General features: G+C 52.9%; 16 protein-coding genes. 5 read left to right on the forward strand and 11 right to left on the reverse strand.

Annotated elements, in window-relative coordinates; translation table 11 throughout:
• Positions 1 to 113 precede the first annotated feature (113 nt).
• The 11 genes from HUU59_12435 to HUU59_12485 all read right to left on the reverse strand — a co-directional run bounded on the left by HUU59_12435 (position 114) and on the right by HUU59_12485 (position 12,099).
• Complete coding sequence (locus HUU59_12435) at positions 114 to 884, reverse strand: TatD family hydrolase (protein NUO20244.1); 771 nt, start codon at positions 882 to 884, stop codon at positions 114 to 116.
• Positions 884 to 2,659 (reverse strand): VCBS repeat-containing protein, encoded by a 1,776-nt coding sequence (locus tag HUU59_12440; protein ID NUO20245.1) that lies wholly within the window; start codon positions 2,657 to 2,659, stop codon positions 884 to 886. Before HUU59_12440 ends, HUU59_12435 begins: the two co-directional genes overlap by 1 nt.
• A 119-nt stretch (positions 2,660 to 2,778) precedes the next feature.
• Positions 2,779 to 4,020 (reverse strand): cation:proton antiporter, encoded by a 1,242-nt coding sequence (locus tag HUU59_12445; protein ID NUO20246.1) that lies wholly within the window; start codon positions 4,018 to 4,020, stop codon positions 2,779 to 2,781.
• Positions 4,021 to 4,023: 3 nt separating this feature from the next.
• A complete protein-coding gene (locus HUU59_12450) occupies positions 4,024 to 5,538 on the reverse strand; it encodes a SpoIID/LytB domain-containing protein (GenBank protein NUO20247.1) in 1,515 nt (504 codons plus the stop codon).
• A gap of 48 nt (positions 5,539 to 5,586) precedes the next feature.
• A complete protein-coding gene (locus HUU59_12455; protein ID NUO20248.1) occupies positions 5,587 to 6,354 on the reverse strand; it encodes an RNA methyltransferase in 768 nt (255 codons plus the stop codon).
• Positions 6,355 to 6,478: 124 nt separating this feature from the next.
• Positions 6,479 to 7,363, reverse strand: coding sequence for a peptidoglycan-binding protein (locus tag HUU59_12460; protein ID NUO20249.1), 885 nt, complete (start codon positions 7,361 to 7,363; stop codon positions 6,479 to 6,481).
• A gap of 225 nt (positions 7,364 to 7,588) precedes the next feature.
• A complete protein-coding gene (locus HUU59_12465; protein NUO20250.1) occupies positions 7,589 to 9,325 on the reverse strand; it encodes a Na+:solute symporter in 1,737 nt (578 codons plus the stop codon).
• Between the two features lie 122 nt (positions 9,326 to 9,447).
• Positions 9,448 to 10,143 (reverse strand): sulfite exporter TauE/SafE family protein, encoded by a 696-nt coding sequence (locus HUU59_12470; GenBank protein NUO20251.1) that lies wholly within the window; start codon positions 10,141 to 10,143, stop codon positions 9,448 to 9,450.
• Positions 10,144 to 10,569: a hypothetical protein gene (locus HUU59_12475; GenBank protein NUO20252.1), complete on the reverse strand. Its 426-nt coding sequence runs from the start codon at positions 10,567 to 10,569 to the stop codon at positions 10,144 to 10,146.
• Positions 10,562 to 10,819: a TM0996/MTH895 family glutaredoxin-like protein gene (locus HUU59_12480; GenBank protein NUO20253.1), complete on the reverse strand. Its 258-nt coding sequence runs from the start codon at positions 10,817 to 10,819 to the stop codon at positions 10,562 to 10,564. The genes HUU59_12475 and HUU59_12480 overlap by 8 nt, the downstream gene beginning before the upstream one ends.
• A gap of 11 nt (positions 10,820 to 10,830) precedes the next feature.
• Positions 10,831 to 12,099: a permease gene (locus tag HUU59_12485; GenBank protein ID NUO20254.1), complete on the reverse strand. Its 1,269-nt coding sequence runs from the start codon at positions 12,097 to 12,099 to the stop codon at positions 10,831 to 10,833.
• A gap of 273 nt (positions 12,100 to 12,372) precedes the next feature.
• On the opposite strand from HUU59_12485, the gene HUU59_12490 reads away from it, so the two are divergent.
• From HUU59_12490 to HUU59_12510, 5 genes are all read left to right on the forward strand, one after another.
• Positions 12,373 to 13,461 carry an alanine--glyoxylate aminotransferase family protein gene (locus tag HUU59_12490; protein ID NUO20255.1) on the forward strand — a complete coding sequence of 363 codons (1,089 nt, stop codon included), beginning with the start codon at positions 12,373 to 12,375 and terminating at the stop codon, positions 13,459 to 13,461.
• Between the two features lie 65 nt (positions 13,462 to 13,526).
• On the forward strand, positions 13,527 to 14,057 hold the full coding sequence (locus HUU59_12495; protein NUO20256.1) for a hypothetical protein: 531 nt from the start codon (positions 13,527 to 13,529) through the stop codon (positions 14,055 to 14,057).
• 477 nt (positions 14,058 to 14,534) lie between these two features.
• Positions 14,535 to 15,530 carry a T9SS type A sorting domain-containing protein gene (locus tag HUU59_12500; protein NUO20257.1) on the forward strand — a complete coding sequence of 332 codons (996 nt, stop codon included), beginning with the start codon at positions 14,535 to 14,537 and terminating at the stop codon, positions 15,528 to 15,530.
• Positions 15,531 to 15,644: 114 nt separating this feature from the next.
• On the forward strand, positions 15,645 to 17,048 hold the full coding sequence (locus HUU59_12505) for a T9SS type A sorting domain-containing protein (GenBank protein ID NUO20258.1): 1,404 nt from the start codon (positions 15,645 to 15,647) through the stop codon (positions 17,046 to 17,048).
• A gap of 17 nt (positions 17,049 to 17,065) precedes the next feature.
• Positions 17,066 to 18,639, forward strand: a 1,574-nt coding sequence (locus tag HUU59_12510) for a TonB-dependent receptor plug domain-containing protein (GenBank protein NUO20259.1), incomplete at its 3' end; no start/stop codon positions are given.

Here is an 18,639-nt window from a genome sequence, read left to right on the forward strand (position 1 = left end):
ATTGAGTTTATCGATATGTCTGCAGCCCGTTTCAGAGTGACATTGTCGCCTAGCTGTCCACCCTGTGGGTCTCTTGGATTGAGGTCTCCCGAGGGTGCCTCCTGCAAGCTAGTTTATTGGCCTATTCTGTGTCGAAAGAACAGGTTTTCTGCACAAATAGTGGTTATCCTGTCAATTTCTGTGATGCTTATGCTATGTATTTCCGATAACTTAGCTGCTATCTCACGTGTGAAAAAAGGTTCACATCTTTTGCCCCGGTGAGGCACCGGTGCCATAAATGGAGCATCCGTTTCGAGCAAAATTCGGTCAAGCGGAAGCCGGGCGGCAAGTGCCGGAAGGGTCGAGTTCTTGTAGGTGATGTTCCCCGTAAATGAGATGTGAAATCCGGCATCAAGAACACGTTTGGCGTATTCATAGTCTTCCGAGAAGCAGTGGAACACCCCTTTGCGATTGCCCGCAGACTCGATTATCTCAATCGTGCGCAGACCCGCCGCGCGGTGATGTATCACCACGGGCAGGTCCACACGGCGGGCGAGTTCGAGAAGTCTTTCAAAGAGTTTCTCCTGCTCTTTGATATTCGTTTCTCCGCGATAGATGTCCAGGCCGATCTCACCCACTGCCACCACCGCGGGGTCACCGACTGCGGCTTCAATCCAATCGAGATCGTCCTCAGTTATCCTGGATGTCTCGCTCGGATGCACTCCTAATGCGCAGAAAACCTGACCGGGAAAACGGTTCACCAATTCGAGGCATTGTTCACCGGTCTCCTTGTCAACGGCGATTGTAATCGCCCGGTCCACGCCGCCCGCTTTCGCGCGCGCCATAACTTCGTCAAGGTCGTCTGCAAAATGTTCGTAATAGAGATGGCAGTGGGTGTCAATCATTACTTCAGGTATTGGAGTTTGGTCGTGTCGCGCAGTTTGCCCTGCAAATCCACCAGTGACACGAAATACGTGCCGCTTGAAAGTTGCTGCGGATTGAAGCGGATACTTCCCGAGCTTTGCAGGAGTTCCGCAAACTGTCTGACCAACCGGCCTGTGATGTCGAAAACTTCTATGCGAGCTGACTGATTATGAGGAAGTCTGTAGTGAATGGTCGTCTCGCCGTTAAACGGATTGGGAAAGGCAGTCACGGAATAATCGCGAGGAAGGTGGGGAAATTCTTCCGCCCGCGCGGTTTCCCCTTCGGACACGTTCAGCGTAATATTGGAACCAACATTGACAAAATAGTCTCTTGCTCCCGAGGGCCAGCGAATCTCGACCGAATCGGCAGTCACCGCGTCTCCCAAGCCGAAATGCACCGACAGGCTGTTGTGTCCGCAGAAGCTGTTCTGCGTGTTCACTTCGCGAATCTGCCACATGGAGACGCCGCCAATTACGGCTTTCATCCTGACCACGGCTCCGACTCCCGACCGATTGCTTTCCGTGCCGGTCAGTTTCAACTTCAGCCAGTGATTTCCGTTTGTCGTCTCGTTGCGGTAGAAACCTTGTGCGGCTCCAACACCCGAGAAGAATAAGTCAAGGTCGCCGTCGTCGTCATAGTCGCTCGCGGCAGGGCAGCGAAAAACACCCGCCACAGTGAACGGTGTCATCAGGCTCTCGAATTCGCCGTTTCCAAGATTACGGTAATACTTGTTTGTGCCTGTCTCGTTTGAGATAACGCAGTCGAGCCAGCCGTCGTTATCAAAGTCGCCCCAGCAATTTCCCAGTGACGTTTGCCGATCGGTGACAATCGCCCCTTCGATAATCTGCACATAGGCGCCATTATCGTTGCGATAGAAGTCGTTGCGTCTGCCGCCGTTGAATCCCGCTGTGTAGTTCGTGATGTAGCAATCGAGGTCGCCGTCATTGTCGAAATCAATCCAGTTAATGTTCTGGCCATCGCGCGCTGTCCCGGTCAAATTGTTGCCCGTCCAATGAGCTAACTCCGCCGTCCCGGTTTGTGCAAGCGTGTTGCGGTAGAAATAATCCACTCCGGGAGCGGATACCGGGCCGCTGCCGATATTGAAATCCAGATCTCCATCGAGATCAAAGTCCGCGAAGCTACCTATCGTGTATGCTGCCAGTCCGGTCACGACATCGCTGTCCGTTATCCGGGTAAAGGAGTAGTTCGGAGGCCCGTCGTTGCGAAACATGATGTTGGGTATGCTTGGATTCCCCAGAAAGCCCGCCGGATGCGTGACAATCATATCCACATTGCCGTCACTGTCATAATCCCCCCACGCGCAGGACCAGCCGCGGTAGTCGTGTCCGCTGAAACCGATGTCGCCTTCATCAATCGGAGTGAACAGGTCGTTGCCTTCATTGCGATAGAGAATCGAATTGGGCGAGCCGGACAAGTAGAGGTCGGGGTCTCCGTCGTTGTCGTAGTCCGCCCAACTTCCGCCTGAGCCAAGGCCGGTATTGGCGATGATTCCGATGCCGACATTGACGAATGCTCCGTTGCCGTCATTGCGGTACAGCAAGTTGCGGTTTACCCACAGGTCGTCGTCTCCGTCAAGATCATAGTCCACCCAAGCGCAGCCGCGATATCCGGATGTTCCGGGAGTGACGGCCGCTTCATTCTGCGGGTCGGTGATTCGAACAAACGTTTGCGACTGCGCGACCGTGCCGACCAAGCACATCATTCCTACCAGAGTTTTGCGAATCGTTGCAAGCATGTTAGCCTCCTGCGGGTTGTTGGTTTGCTTGCGAACCGGATACTCAGACCCACTCTTTATACCCCGATTGCGCCGATTCGTTGATTATTCGATGACGTATGTTTACTCCGAAGCAGTTGTTATGTTTGGGGTCGGATGTGCGATCGAAACGGCCAGTCCAGCAGTTTCCCAAAAGCTGTCTTTTCAACGAGAAGCACGAGCAGCGCGTTCATCAAAATGCTTGCCAACACAAACGAGTACACAACATTCTGAATCATCTCGCCGCCTTCCACTCCCGCTTGAAGGGGGATAGAGGCAAGCGTCGCAGCAGCCAGTCCGCGGGGAGCCATCGTGCTCACCAACGTCGCGTCCCGGGGGGGCATGCTCTTCGGCGATATCAGCCACACCACGGGATAGCGGACTACAAAAATCACTCCGGCGATGAGCGCGCCGATCGCAGTGTGCTCTAGATTGTCAAACCGGATAGACAGACCAATATACACAAAGAAGAATGTCTTAATTAGAAAAACTGCATCGGCGAAGAAGTTCTTTTCCTTGTCCACTAAACAAATCGGGTCGGAAGGAAGTTTTTTTGTTAGCCACCCAAGTTTAAAAAGTTCAATGTTTCCCAGCGTAACACCAAAAGCAAGCGCCGCGATCGCCCCCGACATGGCCGCAAGTTCTGCCAAACCGTACACAACGAACACAAATGCCGGTGTCATAAAAATTGAGTTGTGAATCTCGCGTGCCCAGCTGAGAAGATAAGACCAGGCAATGCCTGCGACAGTTCCGACGACGACCGACGGCAAAAACGCCAGCAGGATGCCTCCGATGACGGGTAGCGCATTCACCGTTCCGGACTCATAGGCATTTAGAATTCCCAGCATGACCACGATGCATAACACGTCCGTCAGAGCCGACTCCAAAACCAGCATTGATTTCGTTTCCTTCTGGATATGCAGGTCGCGGGCCAAGGGAATGACGACTGCCGAAGCTGTGCCCGCAACGATTGAGCCAAACATGAGAGACTCTATGACCCCTAAGTGCATCCACTCGACCGCACAGATTGTTGCCGTTGCCATGCTCGCCAAGAATGCCGCTACCGTCAGATTTGTCGCTCCGCGCAATGATCGCCGCAAATCATGCAAGTGTATGCCGATTCCGCCCTCAAAGAGCATCACAATCAATGCGACAGTCGTGAACACGGGACCGACACGACCGAAGTCTTCACTCGACACAATCTTCAGACCCGGTCCGATGATTAAGCCGATAACCGTCAACAGCAGGACGTCCGGAACCCGTGTTCGTCGAAAGATACCCGTGAACAGGTGAGACATAAACACCAGTGCGCCGACGAACGCGATAACGAGTGCGACGTTCATTCGCTAAATGGTTTCCAGTTTCGTGTTTGGATAGTAGTGCGCGAGAATTTTCTTCATGCTCCATCCGTCTTTTGCCATCGCCACAGCGCCGAGTTGGCACAAGCCGACGCCGTGTCCCCAGCCGCCGCCGAGTAGAATGATATGAGTTTGTGTATGCGTGACGATGAAGTACGAGGAGGGGAGATGCGAGTCAGACAGCGCGCGGCGGATTTCCAGCTCACCATACAGCACAGTCTTGCCCTTGTCACCCGTGAGGTGCAGCTCGGTGATTCGTCCGGACGGACTGCGGTGCTTGACATGGAGCACCTGTATCGCGCCGATATCCACACCCGTCTTGCGCGTGAAGAGTTCGCCAAGCTTCTGTTTGTTGTAATCGCGAGTCCAGCGAAACAGTTTGTCTTCGTCCCACGGATGCGGATAAGAATAGTCTGCGGGATTGCAGTAAGCATGAGGCGGATGTTTCAGAAACTGCTCCGCTTCCCGCTCTTTACTTAAGTCCGGCACCTTGAAATCACCGCACGGCCGGACCGCGAAATAGCCCGGCTCCTCTTCTCCCCATACCTCTGCAAACAGGTCACTTGCTCCGCCACAGGATTTGGCGTAGCGCGCATCGGCGACTCTGTTTCTGTGGAGCAGGATGACTCCGCTTGTGGCGCGAATGGGTTCGATGACCGCATCGGCTTCGCGGGCTATGCCTTGATAGCATTGACAGTGGTCGTCGTGGCACAAATCAAAGCCGTCAGAGTAGTGGTGGCGATTTGCAGTTGCCAAAACTGTTGAGCGGGCCGCGACGGCTTGCGCTTGCGAAAACGCGGCGGGTAGATCGTGTCTCATCTCCGAGCCGACTGCGGTTTCCACATATTGCTCAAGCGGCAGATGATTTGCCGCGCTTAATCCTCCGTCTGGAGTTGCAAACAGCTCAAGGTCACCACGATAGGTCAGCGATTCACGGCGTTCCCAATGAAAGCCGCGGCCGATGGGGACGTTTTGCAATGTGAAGGTTGAATGGTCATCCAATGGAGTCAGTTTCACACGCACGACCGTTGCGGAGAAGTCCGCCTGCGAGAACTCAAATCGTGTCTTCATCTCTGGCCGCGTCAGGCGCACGAGCGTCAGTCCGATGGGCTGCGTGTCACGCAGAGCGTTCATCACCTGTGCAGCTTCGTCTCGTGACTCAAGTTTGATAACGGGCCACCAAACTCGGTTGTCGAGCGTGCCGAGTTTCGTCTCCCACTTCTTTCCGGCTTCGAGAACTTCTCCGCGCGCAAGCAGCTCAGCGGCAGCTACTTTGTTCAGCAGTCTCTGTGCGCTTTCCTCTGTGAGGCATTCACCGAGTCGAACCGCCCATTCGAGCTGAGGCTGAGAGGTGTTGTTTGCCCGTGCGAAAAGGTCGCCGCTGATATTCTGCCGGTCAAGCCAGCGATTGCAATCGGTAAAGCATTGCGCGCTGAAGCGGCCGTTTAGCGTGCCGCGAATTTCGGGCTCGTTCCAGAGCAGGCCGATGGAGATGTTTATCAATATTGGAAATGGAAAATGGAAAATAGAAAAGTATGAATTCCCTCCGCTTCAGCGGGGGGACGGAACGGGGCTTAACGCATAACAAAACACCGCCGCCGCAGTGACGAGATTCAGGCTCTCGGCTTGGCCTTGTGGGGTTAGCGTGAGTTTGCGGGTGCAGCTTTCTTCTAACTCAGAAGTCAGGCCGCGGGTTTCATGGCCGAGGACGAGCAGTTTGGGAGATTTCAACTGCAATTTAGCAGATACCTCTTCTCCGCCGTGCGCAACCAACGCAATGGAATCGCCCTTCCATTTCTTGATCACGACGGATACATCTTCCACTTCGCGGACGGGCTGATGAAAAATGGAGCCCATGGAGCCGCGCACGACTTTTTCATTCCAAACGTCGGCGGAGCCCGAACCGAGAATCAATTCCGACACGCCAAAAAAGTCCGCCACGCGAATCAGCGCGCCGCAGTTGCCGGGGTCGCTGACCTGTTCACACAATAACGTGATGCCGCTTTTGCGCGCGGGAAGTTTGAATTGTTTGCCAATCGCCACGATGCCTTGCGTGGCTTCGACCTGCGAGATGCGCTGAAACACGTCCGAGTTGATTTTGTAGCTCAGAAGCTTGGGATGTTCGCGTGTCAGAAGCTCCCAGCGATCCGATTCGGTGCTCAACACCAACAGGCAATCCACCGCTTTCGCTTTCAACGCTTCGCGCACGCAGACTTCGCCTTCAATCAAAAACAGACCCGACTCGCGCCGGAACTTCTTCTGCGAGAGCCTGGCCCAATCGGCAACTTGTTTGCGTGTGGGGGTGAGGAGGTCGGTCATGGGCGTCCAATTGCTAGGGAGTGTACGCGGAAGCTTCCGCCGGATGATTCCGTGTTGTAGCTACGTTACGCTTGCCCAGTCACAGCAGATAAGAACGTGATAGAACAGCAACGTGTATTCGAGATTAGTCGTTGTATCCCGCCCACATGCAAATTGCCGTGAATACGGATATACCGATTCCCACTAGGGGTCCAGCTATCCACTGTTGAAGCATCACGAGATCTGCAAATGTAAAAAGCAGTATTAGTGGTGGCCAGACGAGAATTTTGCCTATCGGGCTTTCATTACCAAAGACATCGGACAAGAACTCTCCTCTCTCATTATAGCCTTGGATTCCCATGACCATCAACCCTCCCACGTAGACTAGTGAATTCTGAGGGGCAGGCAAGAAATTTTGAGCAATGCTTGCGAGTAAGAATAGTACTGGAAGTATCGCATGCGCACCGCCTTCGTGTAACAAGGATCCCGCAGCAAAGCCACCCACCAATGCGGCCGAAAGGCCTATTACAAGTGCCATTAAGATCAGACTTAGGATAATCATCTCGATGAACCAGACTCCACCTGTCAACACAACACCGACAAGCATAGCGCCTGCTCCTAAATACAACATTCGTTCCTGATCTTCAGAAAGCCCTAATGGTTGAATTGCTATTGCCAACGCCCTAAAAATTACGAGTGCGAGATATAGCAAGGCTGCTAGCAAGGAGATTGCGAACCAGTCCGGCATTTCGGACCAAACAGTTCGAAATTTCGGCAACATTGTCCATGTCCGATTTAGCGCGCGTTGCGTGTCCTCGTCTATTCGTCCCGAGGGATTCAGTCCATGATCCGTCTGAAATTTGATAACCGCTTGACGAGTTTTCTGACCAAGAATTCCATCCAGCGGACCGGGATCGTAGCCTAACGACTTCAGTTGCTTTTGAACTGATAGAATATCACTTTCGGAAAGGCTCTGAGAATACGAGTCTTGACCAACTAGACACAAGACAACGAGAATCGTAGCAAGCATCGACCGTAATGACTTCATAGTCCGTTCTCTGAAATGTCTCCCTCCGGATGATTGCATCGCAAGTGGATTGTAAACAAGGCTTGCTACTCACCGAAAGGTGTTTGCACTTGTCTGGCTGGAGGAGAATCTCTAATAATCCTGTCAGGTTGCGATAAGCATAACACGGATCAACAGAGCATTCCCAGCAGTGTTTTGAGATTAACTCTCTTCTAAGTCGGGATATTCCTATTTCGTCCTCAAAAACCCGTCTTTCCAAAGACCGATGCCGCCCACGACCATCACCGCAAGCCAAACGAGCGCGAGCGTTTTGTTGAGCAGCAAGAGATAGCCAAGCCCCAAAGTCATGCCAAACACAAGCGCCATGCCCCATGCGAAACCGCGCAACGCACGCGCGCTGGACTCGGGTTTGGGGATGATCAAGCCGTTGGCGCGCGCATAGTCTTTGACGGGACCCCACGCACCGTATGGTTTCGTGCGGCGGAAGAACTCGGCGAGTTTATCCAACGGCGCGGGTTTGGTGAGCAGCGTGACGGCCATCCACACAACCGCCGAGCCGAATGTAATCACGAGCAATCTTGCACCGAAATGCAATCCGGACGCACTAAACAGATAGACGGTTATTACGCTGGACGCTATCATGGCGGAAATTTCGCTCCATGCATTCACGCGCCACCAGAACCATCTCAAAATATACACTGGGCCTGTTCCTGCACCGAACGCGATGACAAATTTGAACGCGTCGGTCACGCTTTGCGTATAGTAGGCCGCCAGCGCCGCCGCAACCAGCACGACTGTCGTCGCGACCATGCTCATGCGGATGTAGTGGCGGTCGTCGCGCTTGGGAGCAAAGAGCGGCTTATAGAAATCGGTCACGAGATAGCTCGCGCCCCAATTCAACTGCGTCGAAATCGTGCTCATAAAAGCCGCAATCAACGACGCCACCAACAGACCCTTCAAACCAGACGGCAGCAGTTCCATCATCAGGCGCGGATAGGCTTGCTCAGGATCTTCAATCACAGGATAGATTATCATCGAAGCCAGCGCGACCAATACCCACGGCCACGTGCGGAAGGCCAGATTGGTCAAACTGTACCACAACGTCGCTAGCAGCGCGTGCTGTTCATTTTTGCACGCGTTCTGCTTTTGAATGACCTTGCCGCCGCCGTCGCTATTCACATTTGCCCACCACGTGACAAAGCTGTAGGTCGCAAAGCCTAAAAACGCCGGTGTCCAAAATTCGGCCGAAAACATCGAACCCGCGCCCGGAGACGGTGTCAAATGCAAAATCTGCGGGTTTTCGGCCACCTTCATCACTCCGTCCTTCAACGCTTGCAGGCCGCCGACTTCGTTAACCGCGTACATCGCAAAAATGATCGCGCCGCCCTGCATGATGACATACTGCACCATATCCGTCAGAGCAACTCCCCATTGCCCGGAAAGCAGGGTGTAGAAATAAGCCAATCCCGTGAACAAAATGATCGCGGTCGGTTTGTCCCAGCCGACAGCTTCGTTCATGATTTTGAACATGGCCAAAATCACCCAGCCCATGGCAATCACGTTGATGGGCAGGGCCAGCCACAGTGCACGAAATGTTCTGAGGCCGCGCGTCACCGGCGTGTCGCCGTAGCGAAGAATGGTAAGCTCAACATCTGTCAACACCTTCGCGCGCCGCCATAGCTGAGCCAGAAAGAACGTTGCGAACAGCGAGCCGATGCCAAAGCACCACCATTGCCAGTTCTCATAAACCCCCGCCGTGCGCACCAGTTTGGTCACGTAGAGCGGCGTGTCGCACGAGAAAGAGGTCGCCACCATCGTCGTGCCCGCAATCCACCACGGCAGCGCCCGACCGGCCAAGAAGTATTCTTCGGTCGAGGAGTGAGCGCGCTTCGTCATCACCAAACCGACAATGAGGCTCAGGACGTTGTAAGCAACGATAATTGTCCAGTCAAAGCTTGAAAGCATATGGATGTCTTTTTGAGACGGTACACTGTAAGATACATATTTTCAGCATAAAGGCAATGAGTTGCAAGCAAAAAAATGCCCGAACTTTGCAGTCCGGGCAATGCGAAGGTGATTTTTTTAGGTCAGGTCAGCCAGCCAAGAGTATATTTCAGTGACATGTATATGCCCACACAAATGAACACAATCGCCGTGCCCAGACGTGCCCACTTCTCAAAGGAAGACAGTCGGTTAAACAGTCTGCCGGTGGCCTGCGCGCTAAACACAATCACTCCCGCAAAGATCAACACGGGCAGAGCTGTTCCAACACCGTAGACAGAGGGGAAAATGGTTATTGACTCGTGCTGGACGGCCAGTGGAACAAGGCTGCCGAAAAACAGCGCCGCCGAAACCGGACAAAATGAGATCGCGAAGATTGCTCCCAGCAACAAAGCGCCCACACCGCCCCAAAGTTCCGCGCGTTTCGCCAGCCGTTCAATCCAGCCGCTTCCGCTCGCAATCGGCAGCTTTATCCAACCGGCCAGAATCACTCCTATCACTATCAGGAATGGCCCCAACCACTGATGCATGTAGCGTTGGAGGCCAAAGGAGAGCTTTGACAACGACAGCACGCTCCACACCACCAGTGCGCCGACAATCACATAGGCCAGCATTCTCCCCACGGTATAGAGCACTCCCACCCAAAGCGCGCTGCGCGGTGAATCCGCACGCCTGGCCACAAATGAAACAGCCGCAATATTGGTCGCAAGCGGACACGGACTGATGGACGTCAGGATGCCCAGCCATAACGCCGTTCCCAAACCAAGGATGAAGTCGTTCATTTAGCTGCCGACGAATGCCGTGACCTCAGTCTGGACATACTTTTTGAATGCCGCTTCGTCGTTCAGCAATTCCCAGATTTTGTCGCAATTCTTCCACTTCGTCTGCCTGCCGTTTTCATACCGCACGAGCACAAGCGCCTTGGTGAATAGTTTGAAGTCGTCCACGAAGTGCGCGTTCTCTTCTTCGTCGAGATTTTTCACCATCCAAGCAAGTTCGCCGGTCGCAAGTTTGTCCGCAAATCCGTGCTGGATGGCTTCGTGTGAATACTTTTCGAGCGTCATGCAGTTTGAGCAACGATAGGTGCTGCAAAAATAATAGGCCACGTTGGTGACTTGCGGTGACGTTGAATCAGCGACCGCCGGGTCTTCGGCAAATAACGGCACCGCTATCGCGAATAGCATCGTAACTGCGAGAAGTCTAAGCACTTTGCTTCCCTCCCGCTGCTTGCATTAGAAGATTCTGCAATTCTGATTCTGCCGGTATTCTGCCTGAAACAAGCACCTGTCCGTCCACCACCAGCGCAGGGGTCATCATCACACCTGCGGCCAGAATTGCATTCAAGTCCGTTATCTTTTCAAATGTGTAATCAAGCTCTTGTTTCTTCGCAACCTGTTCCGTCAATTCGGCCAACTTGTTGCATTTCGGGCAGCCTGTGCCCATCACTTGTACTTTCAATGCCTGGTCTCCTATACTGTCATTCCATAAATCCACCCGCTTAGAGTGGCCATAATGATAACTAATAAAACAAATGCTACTGTCTTGCGTGTACCCAAGATCGTCTGAATTACGAGCATGCTGGGCAGAGACAGTGCGGGACCTGCCAGCAGCAGCGCCAGTCCCGGCCCCTTCCCCATGCCACTGCCAATCAATCCTTGCAATATCGGCACTTCTGTCAACGTTGCAAAATACATAAACGCACCCGCGACCGATGCAAAGAAGTTTGCGAAAAGCGAGTTGCCGCCGACGAGATTGCTTATCCAGACTGAAGGAATAAGTCCTTCATGCTCAGGTCTGCCCAACAGGAATCCGGCGGCAAGAATGCCAAGCAGAAGCAACGGCATAATCTGCTTCGCAAATCCCCAAGTCGCATCCAACCACTCCCGGCCAGCGCCGTCCGAGAACCCGAGGATAACCGACAATACTGCAACTGCCAGCAGGAACGTCGCCTGCGGATACTGCGGCAGCAGATGGGCACTCGCAAAAACAAGGACTGTTCCCGAGGCTGTCTGCCACAGCTTTATGCCCATCATTCGCGTCATCTGCAAACCCATAAGCACCGTAAGCACCCCCGTTAGCCACCACTTCCATGGGTAAAGACTTGTCGTTTCTCCGAGTGTCGCGGCAATCAATATCGATATCAGGGTCGCAAACCATAATACGGTCAGTCCGGTCGATTGCGCTGCCGGCGTGTCCCGCGAAACGGCCTTGTTACGCTCCGTCTCTTCTTGATGAAACAGTTTCGCCATCAATAAACCGATGAATACCGAAAACGAAACAGCGCCAATTGTACGTGCGATGCCCATTTCCATTCCGAGCACTCTTGCGGTCAGAACAATTGCCAGCACGTTGATTGCCGGACCTGCATACAGAAATGCAGTTGCCGGGCCAAGCCCTGCACCCATCTTGTATATTCCCCCGAACAAGGGCAATACCGTACATGAACAGACAGCCAACACGCTTCCGGATACAGATGCAACTCCGTAAGCTACGATTTTGTTCGCACCCGCACCCAAATGTTTCAATACGGCTCCCGAACTGACAAAAGTCCCAATGGCACCTGCGATGAAGAGTGCAGGTATCAGGCACAAGATGACATGCTCGCGAGCATACCACTTTGTCAAGGCGAATGCTTCCCCTACTGCACCGTCAAAACGCGGATTCTCCAGAGGAAGAAAATAGGCTGCCGCAAATAGCCCCGCAGTCCAGGTAAGCGGCTTCAGCTCACTCTTTAGCATCAGTAAAAATATAAATATAGCGTATTTTCGTAATAATACGAAATAGCGCAAGAAGAGTCAATTGATTCGGCTTTAGAATCATCATTCCGTAAGCTTGTCACACAAGCATGCTTTTCCGCCGAATGGCTTACCATTCTGCACAATGCTTCATTCTGTATCATTGCCTCTCAGAGTGGATTTCATTACATTTTCATTGTTGTAGTGAGAAAGACCATTTCTCTCGTTAACTTAATATTTTCAATAAACTACGTTTACAAACGGAGATTTATACCCATGCACGACCGCCTCTTTATTCCCGGCCCCGTCGAAGTCCGACCCGAACTCCTGAAAGCCGTCGCCAGTCCGCAAGTCGGGCACCGCACTCAGGCTTACATGGACGTTCACTCGGCCACCATTCCTTTACTCAAGAAAATACTCTATACCGAACAGGAAGTTTTGCTCTTCACCTGCTCGGCCACCGGAGTCATGGAAGGCTCCCTGCGCAATCTCTGCCAGAAGAAAGCTCTACTTACGGTCAACGGCGCGTTTTCCAAACGCTGGTATCAGATTGCCGGTTTCAACGGCATCCCCGCCGACAAACTCGAAGTCCCGATGGGCAAAGCTGTTATGCCCGAAGATCTGGACAAGGCTCTGGCTACCGGACAGTATGACGTTTTCTGCGCGGTTTTCAATGAAACTTCGACCGGCGTGCGCGCACCGCTGGAGAAGTATTCCGAAGTCCTGAAGAAGTATCCCGATGTGATGTTCTGTGTGGACGCCGTCTCGGCCATGGCGGGAGACAAAATCGAAACCGATAAACTCGGCCTCGATGTGTGTCTCGCAGGCACGCAGAAGTGTTGGGGATTGCCGACCGGCATGTGCGTCACGATGATTTCGAATAAAGCCATGGCAAAAGCCGCGACCGCCAAGGCTCCGGGCTACTATGTCAATTTCGTGGATGCGAAAAAGTATAATGACAAGCATCAGACACCGCACACGCCCGCGATTCCGATTCTCTTCGGTTTGCACGCGCAGTGCAACCATATAGTGAACGTAGAAGGTCTCGACAATCGCTGGAAACGTCATCTCGACATGCAGAAGCTCACGCATCAGTGGGTGAAGGAAGCCGGTTTTGAACTCTTCCCCGAGAAGGGTTACGAGTCGGTCACGCTCTCGTGCATCAAGAAGCCCGATGGGTTTGATTTCAAAACTCTGAACGGTCAACTCTCGAAGAAGCATCATTGCGTTATCTCCAACGGTTATGGAGATATCAAGGAGCAGACGTTCCGCATCGCGCACATGGCTGATACCACGGTGGACGAAATGAAGCAGCTCTTCAAGTGGATTGACGCGATTCTCGCCGAAACCCACGTTTCCGCATAAATCAACAAACCGTCGCGGCGGCCTAAAGGCCGCCGCGACTCTCATTTTTCGCAAGGGGAGGTTTGGTGAAAGGTTCGAAGTTCATTTTGCTGTGCGCCGCATTAGCCATCATCGGCTATTTCCTGTACGGCATGCTGTGGCAGGTTGCCCCGCCTGAGCCTGAGGTTCGAGACGGAAGTGGTTTGCTGCCCGGCGAAGTTAACGACCCGAATTGGCCTGTGCCGATTATCGCCTGGGCCCGTGACAGCACCTGCTCGGACTCCACAAAGTGTCCGCCAACCGGAGAGGGCTGCGCGTTCAAGAACTTCACCGTCAAGAAGGATACAACCTACTATCTCACGGTCATGTATTTCAACGGTGATACACTGACTCCGACTTGCCGGACATGCGGAACCGTGTACGGTGACCGCAATGTCATTGCCAATTTGGTAACGGCTTGCCCGACCGGCGGGCCGTGGGTAACTACGATGAACCTCAAGCCGGGCATCACGTACACCGTCGAAGCCTGTTTGCAGACCTGTCCCAATGTCCCCGGCTGTAAATGCGGTGAAAATCCGCTGTCTGACGCCGTTGTGTCTATGCGACGGCTGTTTTAGCTCGGTCCAAGTTCGCTTTTCCTGCGGTGGGTCCCGCAAATACGTCTGCGCCGAGCGTGGGCATCCTTGCCCCGCCGGAATCAGAAAAAGGTGAGTCTTATGTGGTATTTTATTTTGTTTCTTATCGCAACGAGCGCTATCGCTCAGCCAGTCTGGGGGCCGTATGTGGTCCACAATGCAGACTCAACTATCCAAGACGTTGAACTTTGTGTGCGTGGAGATACGGCGGATATAGTTTTAGTCACTGACGAAAGCGTTTCCGTCCACATTTCGCACAACATGGATTCTCAACAGAATTCTGAACCCGTTTCTCTTGTGTTAAACGAGACGCTCCGCTTCAGATATCTTGCAGATATGACCGCAGTGTCGTCTCAACAATGGGTCTGTTTGTTGCACCAAAATTCCAGAGCACACTGGGGTTACGGAACTTTTCACTTTTCAACAGAGATTCTTTATGGCAATTCTGTTGAGTTTTCTTTGCTGAATGTTGAAACCAGTAGCTACATTGATGCTCCGGTCTTCCATTCCGGAAGTTGGACTGAAAGCCATTCTTTGTCTTGGAACAACAACAGAATTGGAATAGCCTATGTAGTTGCAGATATCGGCCCATTTGACGTGGGTTATGGCTGGGTCTATCATGAATTCGATGACTCACTGAATTCATTGTTCAATGAGTTCAATCTACTTGGTTCCACTTACAACGATCCGTACAATCGAGCAATCGGAATTCCACTGCCCGGTGACAGTTTGCTATACTTTTCTGAGTTTGGATTTGCTGGCGGTGACAATTTCTTCCTCGGCCTGATTTCAGATCTTTGGGAAAATTCACACTACTCGTTTGTTCGCTGTGGAGACTCAGAGTTGCTACGCGCGATGTATGTTACGCCGCACGGTCGAATCATCGCGACATTTATAGACAACAGCCTGAAACAACTTATTCCCGGCAATGAACACGAAGTTGAGTGTAGTACGTTTGCATCTCTTCCCACGGATTGGTCGCCGAGTTGGGCCTTCCATCCCTCTTTCGGCTTCGCGGCTTTGCAAGTTACTCCCGGCGCGCTGCTGCTTGCTCGCATCGACACTGCGGGCCAAGAAGTCCAACCCGTCGGCGTGCTCTACGAAACGGATGGGCCGCCGTTTATCGTGGACGCAGATGTAACCATCACGGATGATGGTAAAGTCGTTGCCGTCTGGAGCGAGTACACCGATTGGAATGAAGGTCCGCACTCGCTCAAGATCGCATGGACGGAGTGGACAACCTTCCTCGACACTGAAGATCAATCTTCACCCGTCATCCCAACCGACCTTTCCTTATCCTCCTACCCGAACCCGTTTAACAGCACCGTAACCATCAAATATGACTTACCTGTAAGCGCGGATGTCCGATTGGATGTGTTCGACATACAAGGCCGCCTTGCGGCGACATTGTTTAATAACTTCGGGCGTGTATTTTGCGCGGCTCACGTCTTCTGACGTTCAGGTGACACACAAGCTTCTGTACATGAAATAGTCTCCGGTCAGGAACCAAGCAATAGCATTCCTTGAGAATGCTATTGTTCAGTTTCACCATCACCCTTGGAGGGGACTATGCATCGCTTCATCTTCGCACTGCTGCTGGTCACACACACTTCGATCGCGCAAGAGGTCAGAGGACCGTATGATCTGCTCGTTCCTGCTACCACGTATTCTGAAGTCCGTATAGCCTCGGCAAGTCCGGATACCGTGGAGTTTGTTTCATTGAGTTCGGTGAATGGTCTCGCATTTTGGGCGTTTTCTCAATCCGGCGACTCGCTGCTGAACACTCCCGTATATGTCGTCCCGTCGCCCGAAGGCTGGTACTCGTCGTACCACGGTCCAATTCCGTTGTCAGACGGTTGGGCACTGCTAACTTATCAGGTGTTGGGCCATACGGATTTCGACTATGGGTACAACAGGCTGATCCTCGTCAGGTCGCATGACGGCATTATTTCAACGTCCGTTTTGGATTCAGGACGTACGCATCCCTTTTGGCGAGACAGTCTCTACAGAGAATCGACGAATTTCCACATTGCGCCGCGCCATGACGGCGGGTTCTTCGTTGGGAGGTCGATAAGTTACGCGGCTCAAGACTCCACGGGCCAGTGGAGCCTGCGTTATTTAAGAGAGCTTCGGGAATACACTTATCCGGATTCCGCTCCCGTTTTTCGTGAATACCCTTGTCATGGCTCTATACTCTCGCTTGGAGCGGACACCATCTTGTTTGCGAATTTCTACTTGCCCGATGAGAACTCAATCGAAGCCTGCCTGGCAACCAGAAACGAGCACTGGATACTCCCAGTGTGGCATGATTGCGTAATTCGGAGTTACGGCATGTTGTACAACGCATATCATGGGCTGCGCCTGCTGACAGGGTATTCACCGATTCTCCAGCTTAAGCAGCTCACCTTTGACGGAAACTGCAACCTCATTTCCGAAGTCAACGCGGTCGCCGAACGTGTCATTTCACACAGCAGTTTTGGGTACGCCTTGGTCACATCCGGCGAACCGGCTTTGTTTGGCCAAATAGACGCCGATGGAGCATTGATCCGAGAACCTGCACCCTTCAACAGTTCGATTCACCGCTTTAAAGACCTGTATTTGGATGACAGCGGTGACACATATGTTCTGTGGGAATACTGGAGCGGGTGGGGATACATCTACCGCTTCATGGCCATCCCTTGGTATGCCGTGCTTGACTCGCCTGAAGACAACTTGCCGACCGTCCCGGGTGATCTGTCCCTATCGAGCTTCCCCAACCCGTTTAACAGCGCCGTAACCATGACCGCAGGTGAGATGAGTCTGAAAGTGTTCGATATACAGGGCCGGATTGTGACGACGCTCTGCGATGAGTTTGCCCGCGCCGGAACGCACGAACTGAATTGGTCGCCCGAATCACAAGCAAGCGGCGTCTATTTGTTTAATCTACGATCGCCTGCGGGTCACACCACACAAAAAGCCCTGTACCTCAAATGAACTGGGGAGTTCACTGAATGCTTCGTCTCCTTCTCACACTCGTCTGCCTTGCTCATCTGACCTTTGCGCAGACCAAACCCGTTACTGTCGTCGAATCCGGAAGCAAGATTCCTATCGCCGGTGTGTGGGTACATGATGAAGCGCAGCTGATCGTTGAGCAAACCGACGAGTCGGGCGCATTTGACATCGGTCGATTCTCCAGTCAGCAGCAATTGATCTTCTTCCATCCTGAAGAGGTCATTGTCGAAGGTCACCGCTTTGGAAACGACCGCGCGCAAATCGCGCAGGCAACATCGGAAGTGAGTGAAAAGCAGATTGAATTTCAGCAGCCCCGCACGACCGCAGAGGTGCTCGAAAGCGGCGGCGTGTTCGTACAGCGCAGTCAGTATGGCGGAGGCTCGCCGATGATTCGCGGATTTACCGCAAATCAGGTTCTGCTCGTTCTCGACGGAGTTCGCATGAACAATGCCATTTATCGCGCCGGTAATCTGCAGAACTCCATTCAGGTGGACGCGAACTCCCTCGGAACCGCGGACATCTTGTTCGGCCCTAATTCGGTGCAATACGGCAGTGATGCCATGGGCGGCGTCATGGTCTTCAACACCTTGAATCCCCTTCCTTCTCTCTTGAAGACCGCCCGCGTGGATGCGAAGGCTTTCACCCGCTATGCCACTGCCAACAAAGAGCAATCCGTTGGCGCGACGATGAGTGTCGGGTTGAAGAAGTGGGCATTTCTCGGCAATTTCACATACAGCGACTTCGATGACCTTCGCGCTGGTGGCGTCTTGTCCGATGCCTATCCCGACTATGGTCGCCGTCGCGAGTATGTTGAGCGGCAAAACGGTGAAGATGTCATTGTTCGGAATGACAACTCAAGCATTCAGCGCTTCACCGGATACACACAAGCAAATATGCTCGGGAAGATTCGTTACTGGCACACTCCGCAGCTCAACGCCACGTATGCGCTCATCTACACCACCAGCTCCAATATTCCGCGCTATGACCGTCTCGAACAGTATCGGAACGGCGCGCTTCGTTACGCGGAGTGGTATTACGGTCCCCAGGAATTGCTGATGAATCGCTTGACTTTGAATTCCTCCTCCGGCGGAAGTCTCTATGATGAAGCTGAATTCACCGTTGCGCATCAGGATTATCAGGAGAGCAGGCATGACCGCACACGTGAAAATGACAGCCGTAACGACCGCACCGAGGACGTCTCAATTATCTCGCTGAATGCGGACATGAGCCGCACAGCAGGTGCGGGCAAACTCTTCTACGGAGTGGAAGCCGTCTTCAATGACGTCACTTCCACAGCTCACAGAACAAACATTGTCACAGGTGAAACTTCGCCGCTGTCCACGCGCTATCCCGACGGCGGCAGCAACACCTCCACACTTGCTGCCTACGGCGGTTGGCGGGCGCCCGTTCATCCCAATGTGGTCATGACTGCCGGACTTCGTTATACGCAAAACACGCTGAAGTCGAAGTTTGTGGACAAAAGCTTCTATAACTTCCCGTTTGACGAAATCGAATACAACAGCGGTGCGCCCACCGCAAGCCTTGGCGCGGTATGTTCTGTATCGTCGTGGCA

The sequence above is a fragment of the bacterium genome (genome assembly GCA_013360195.1).
In the GTDB taxonomy this organism is placed as follows: domain Bacteria; phylum Electryoneota; class RPQS01; order RPQS01; family RPQS01; genus JABWCQ01.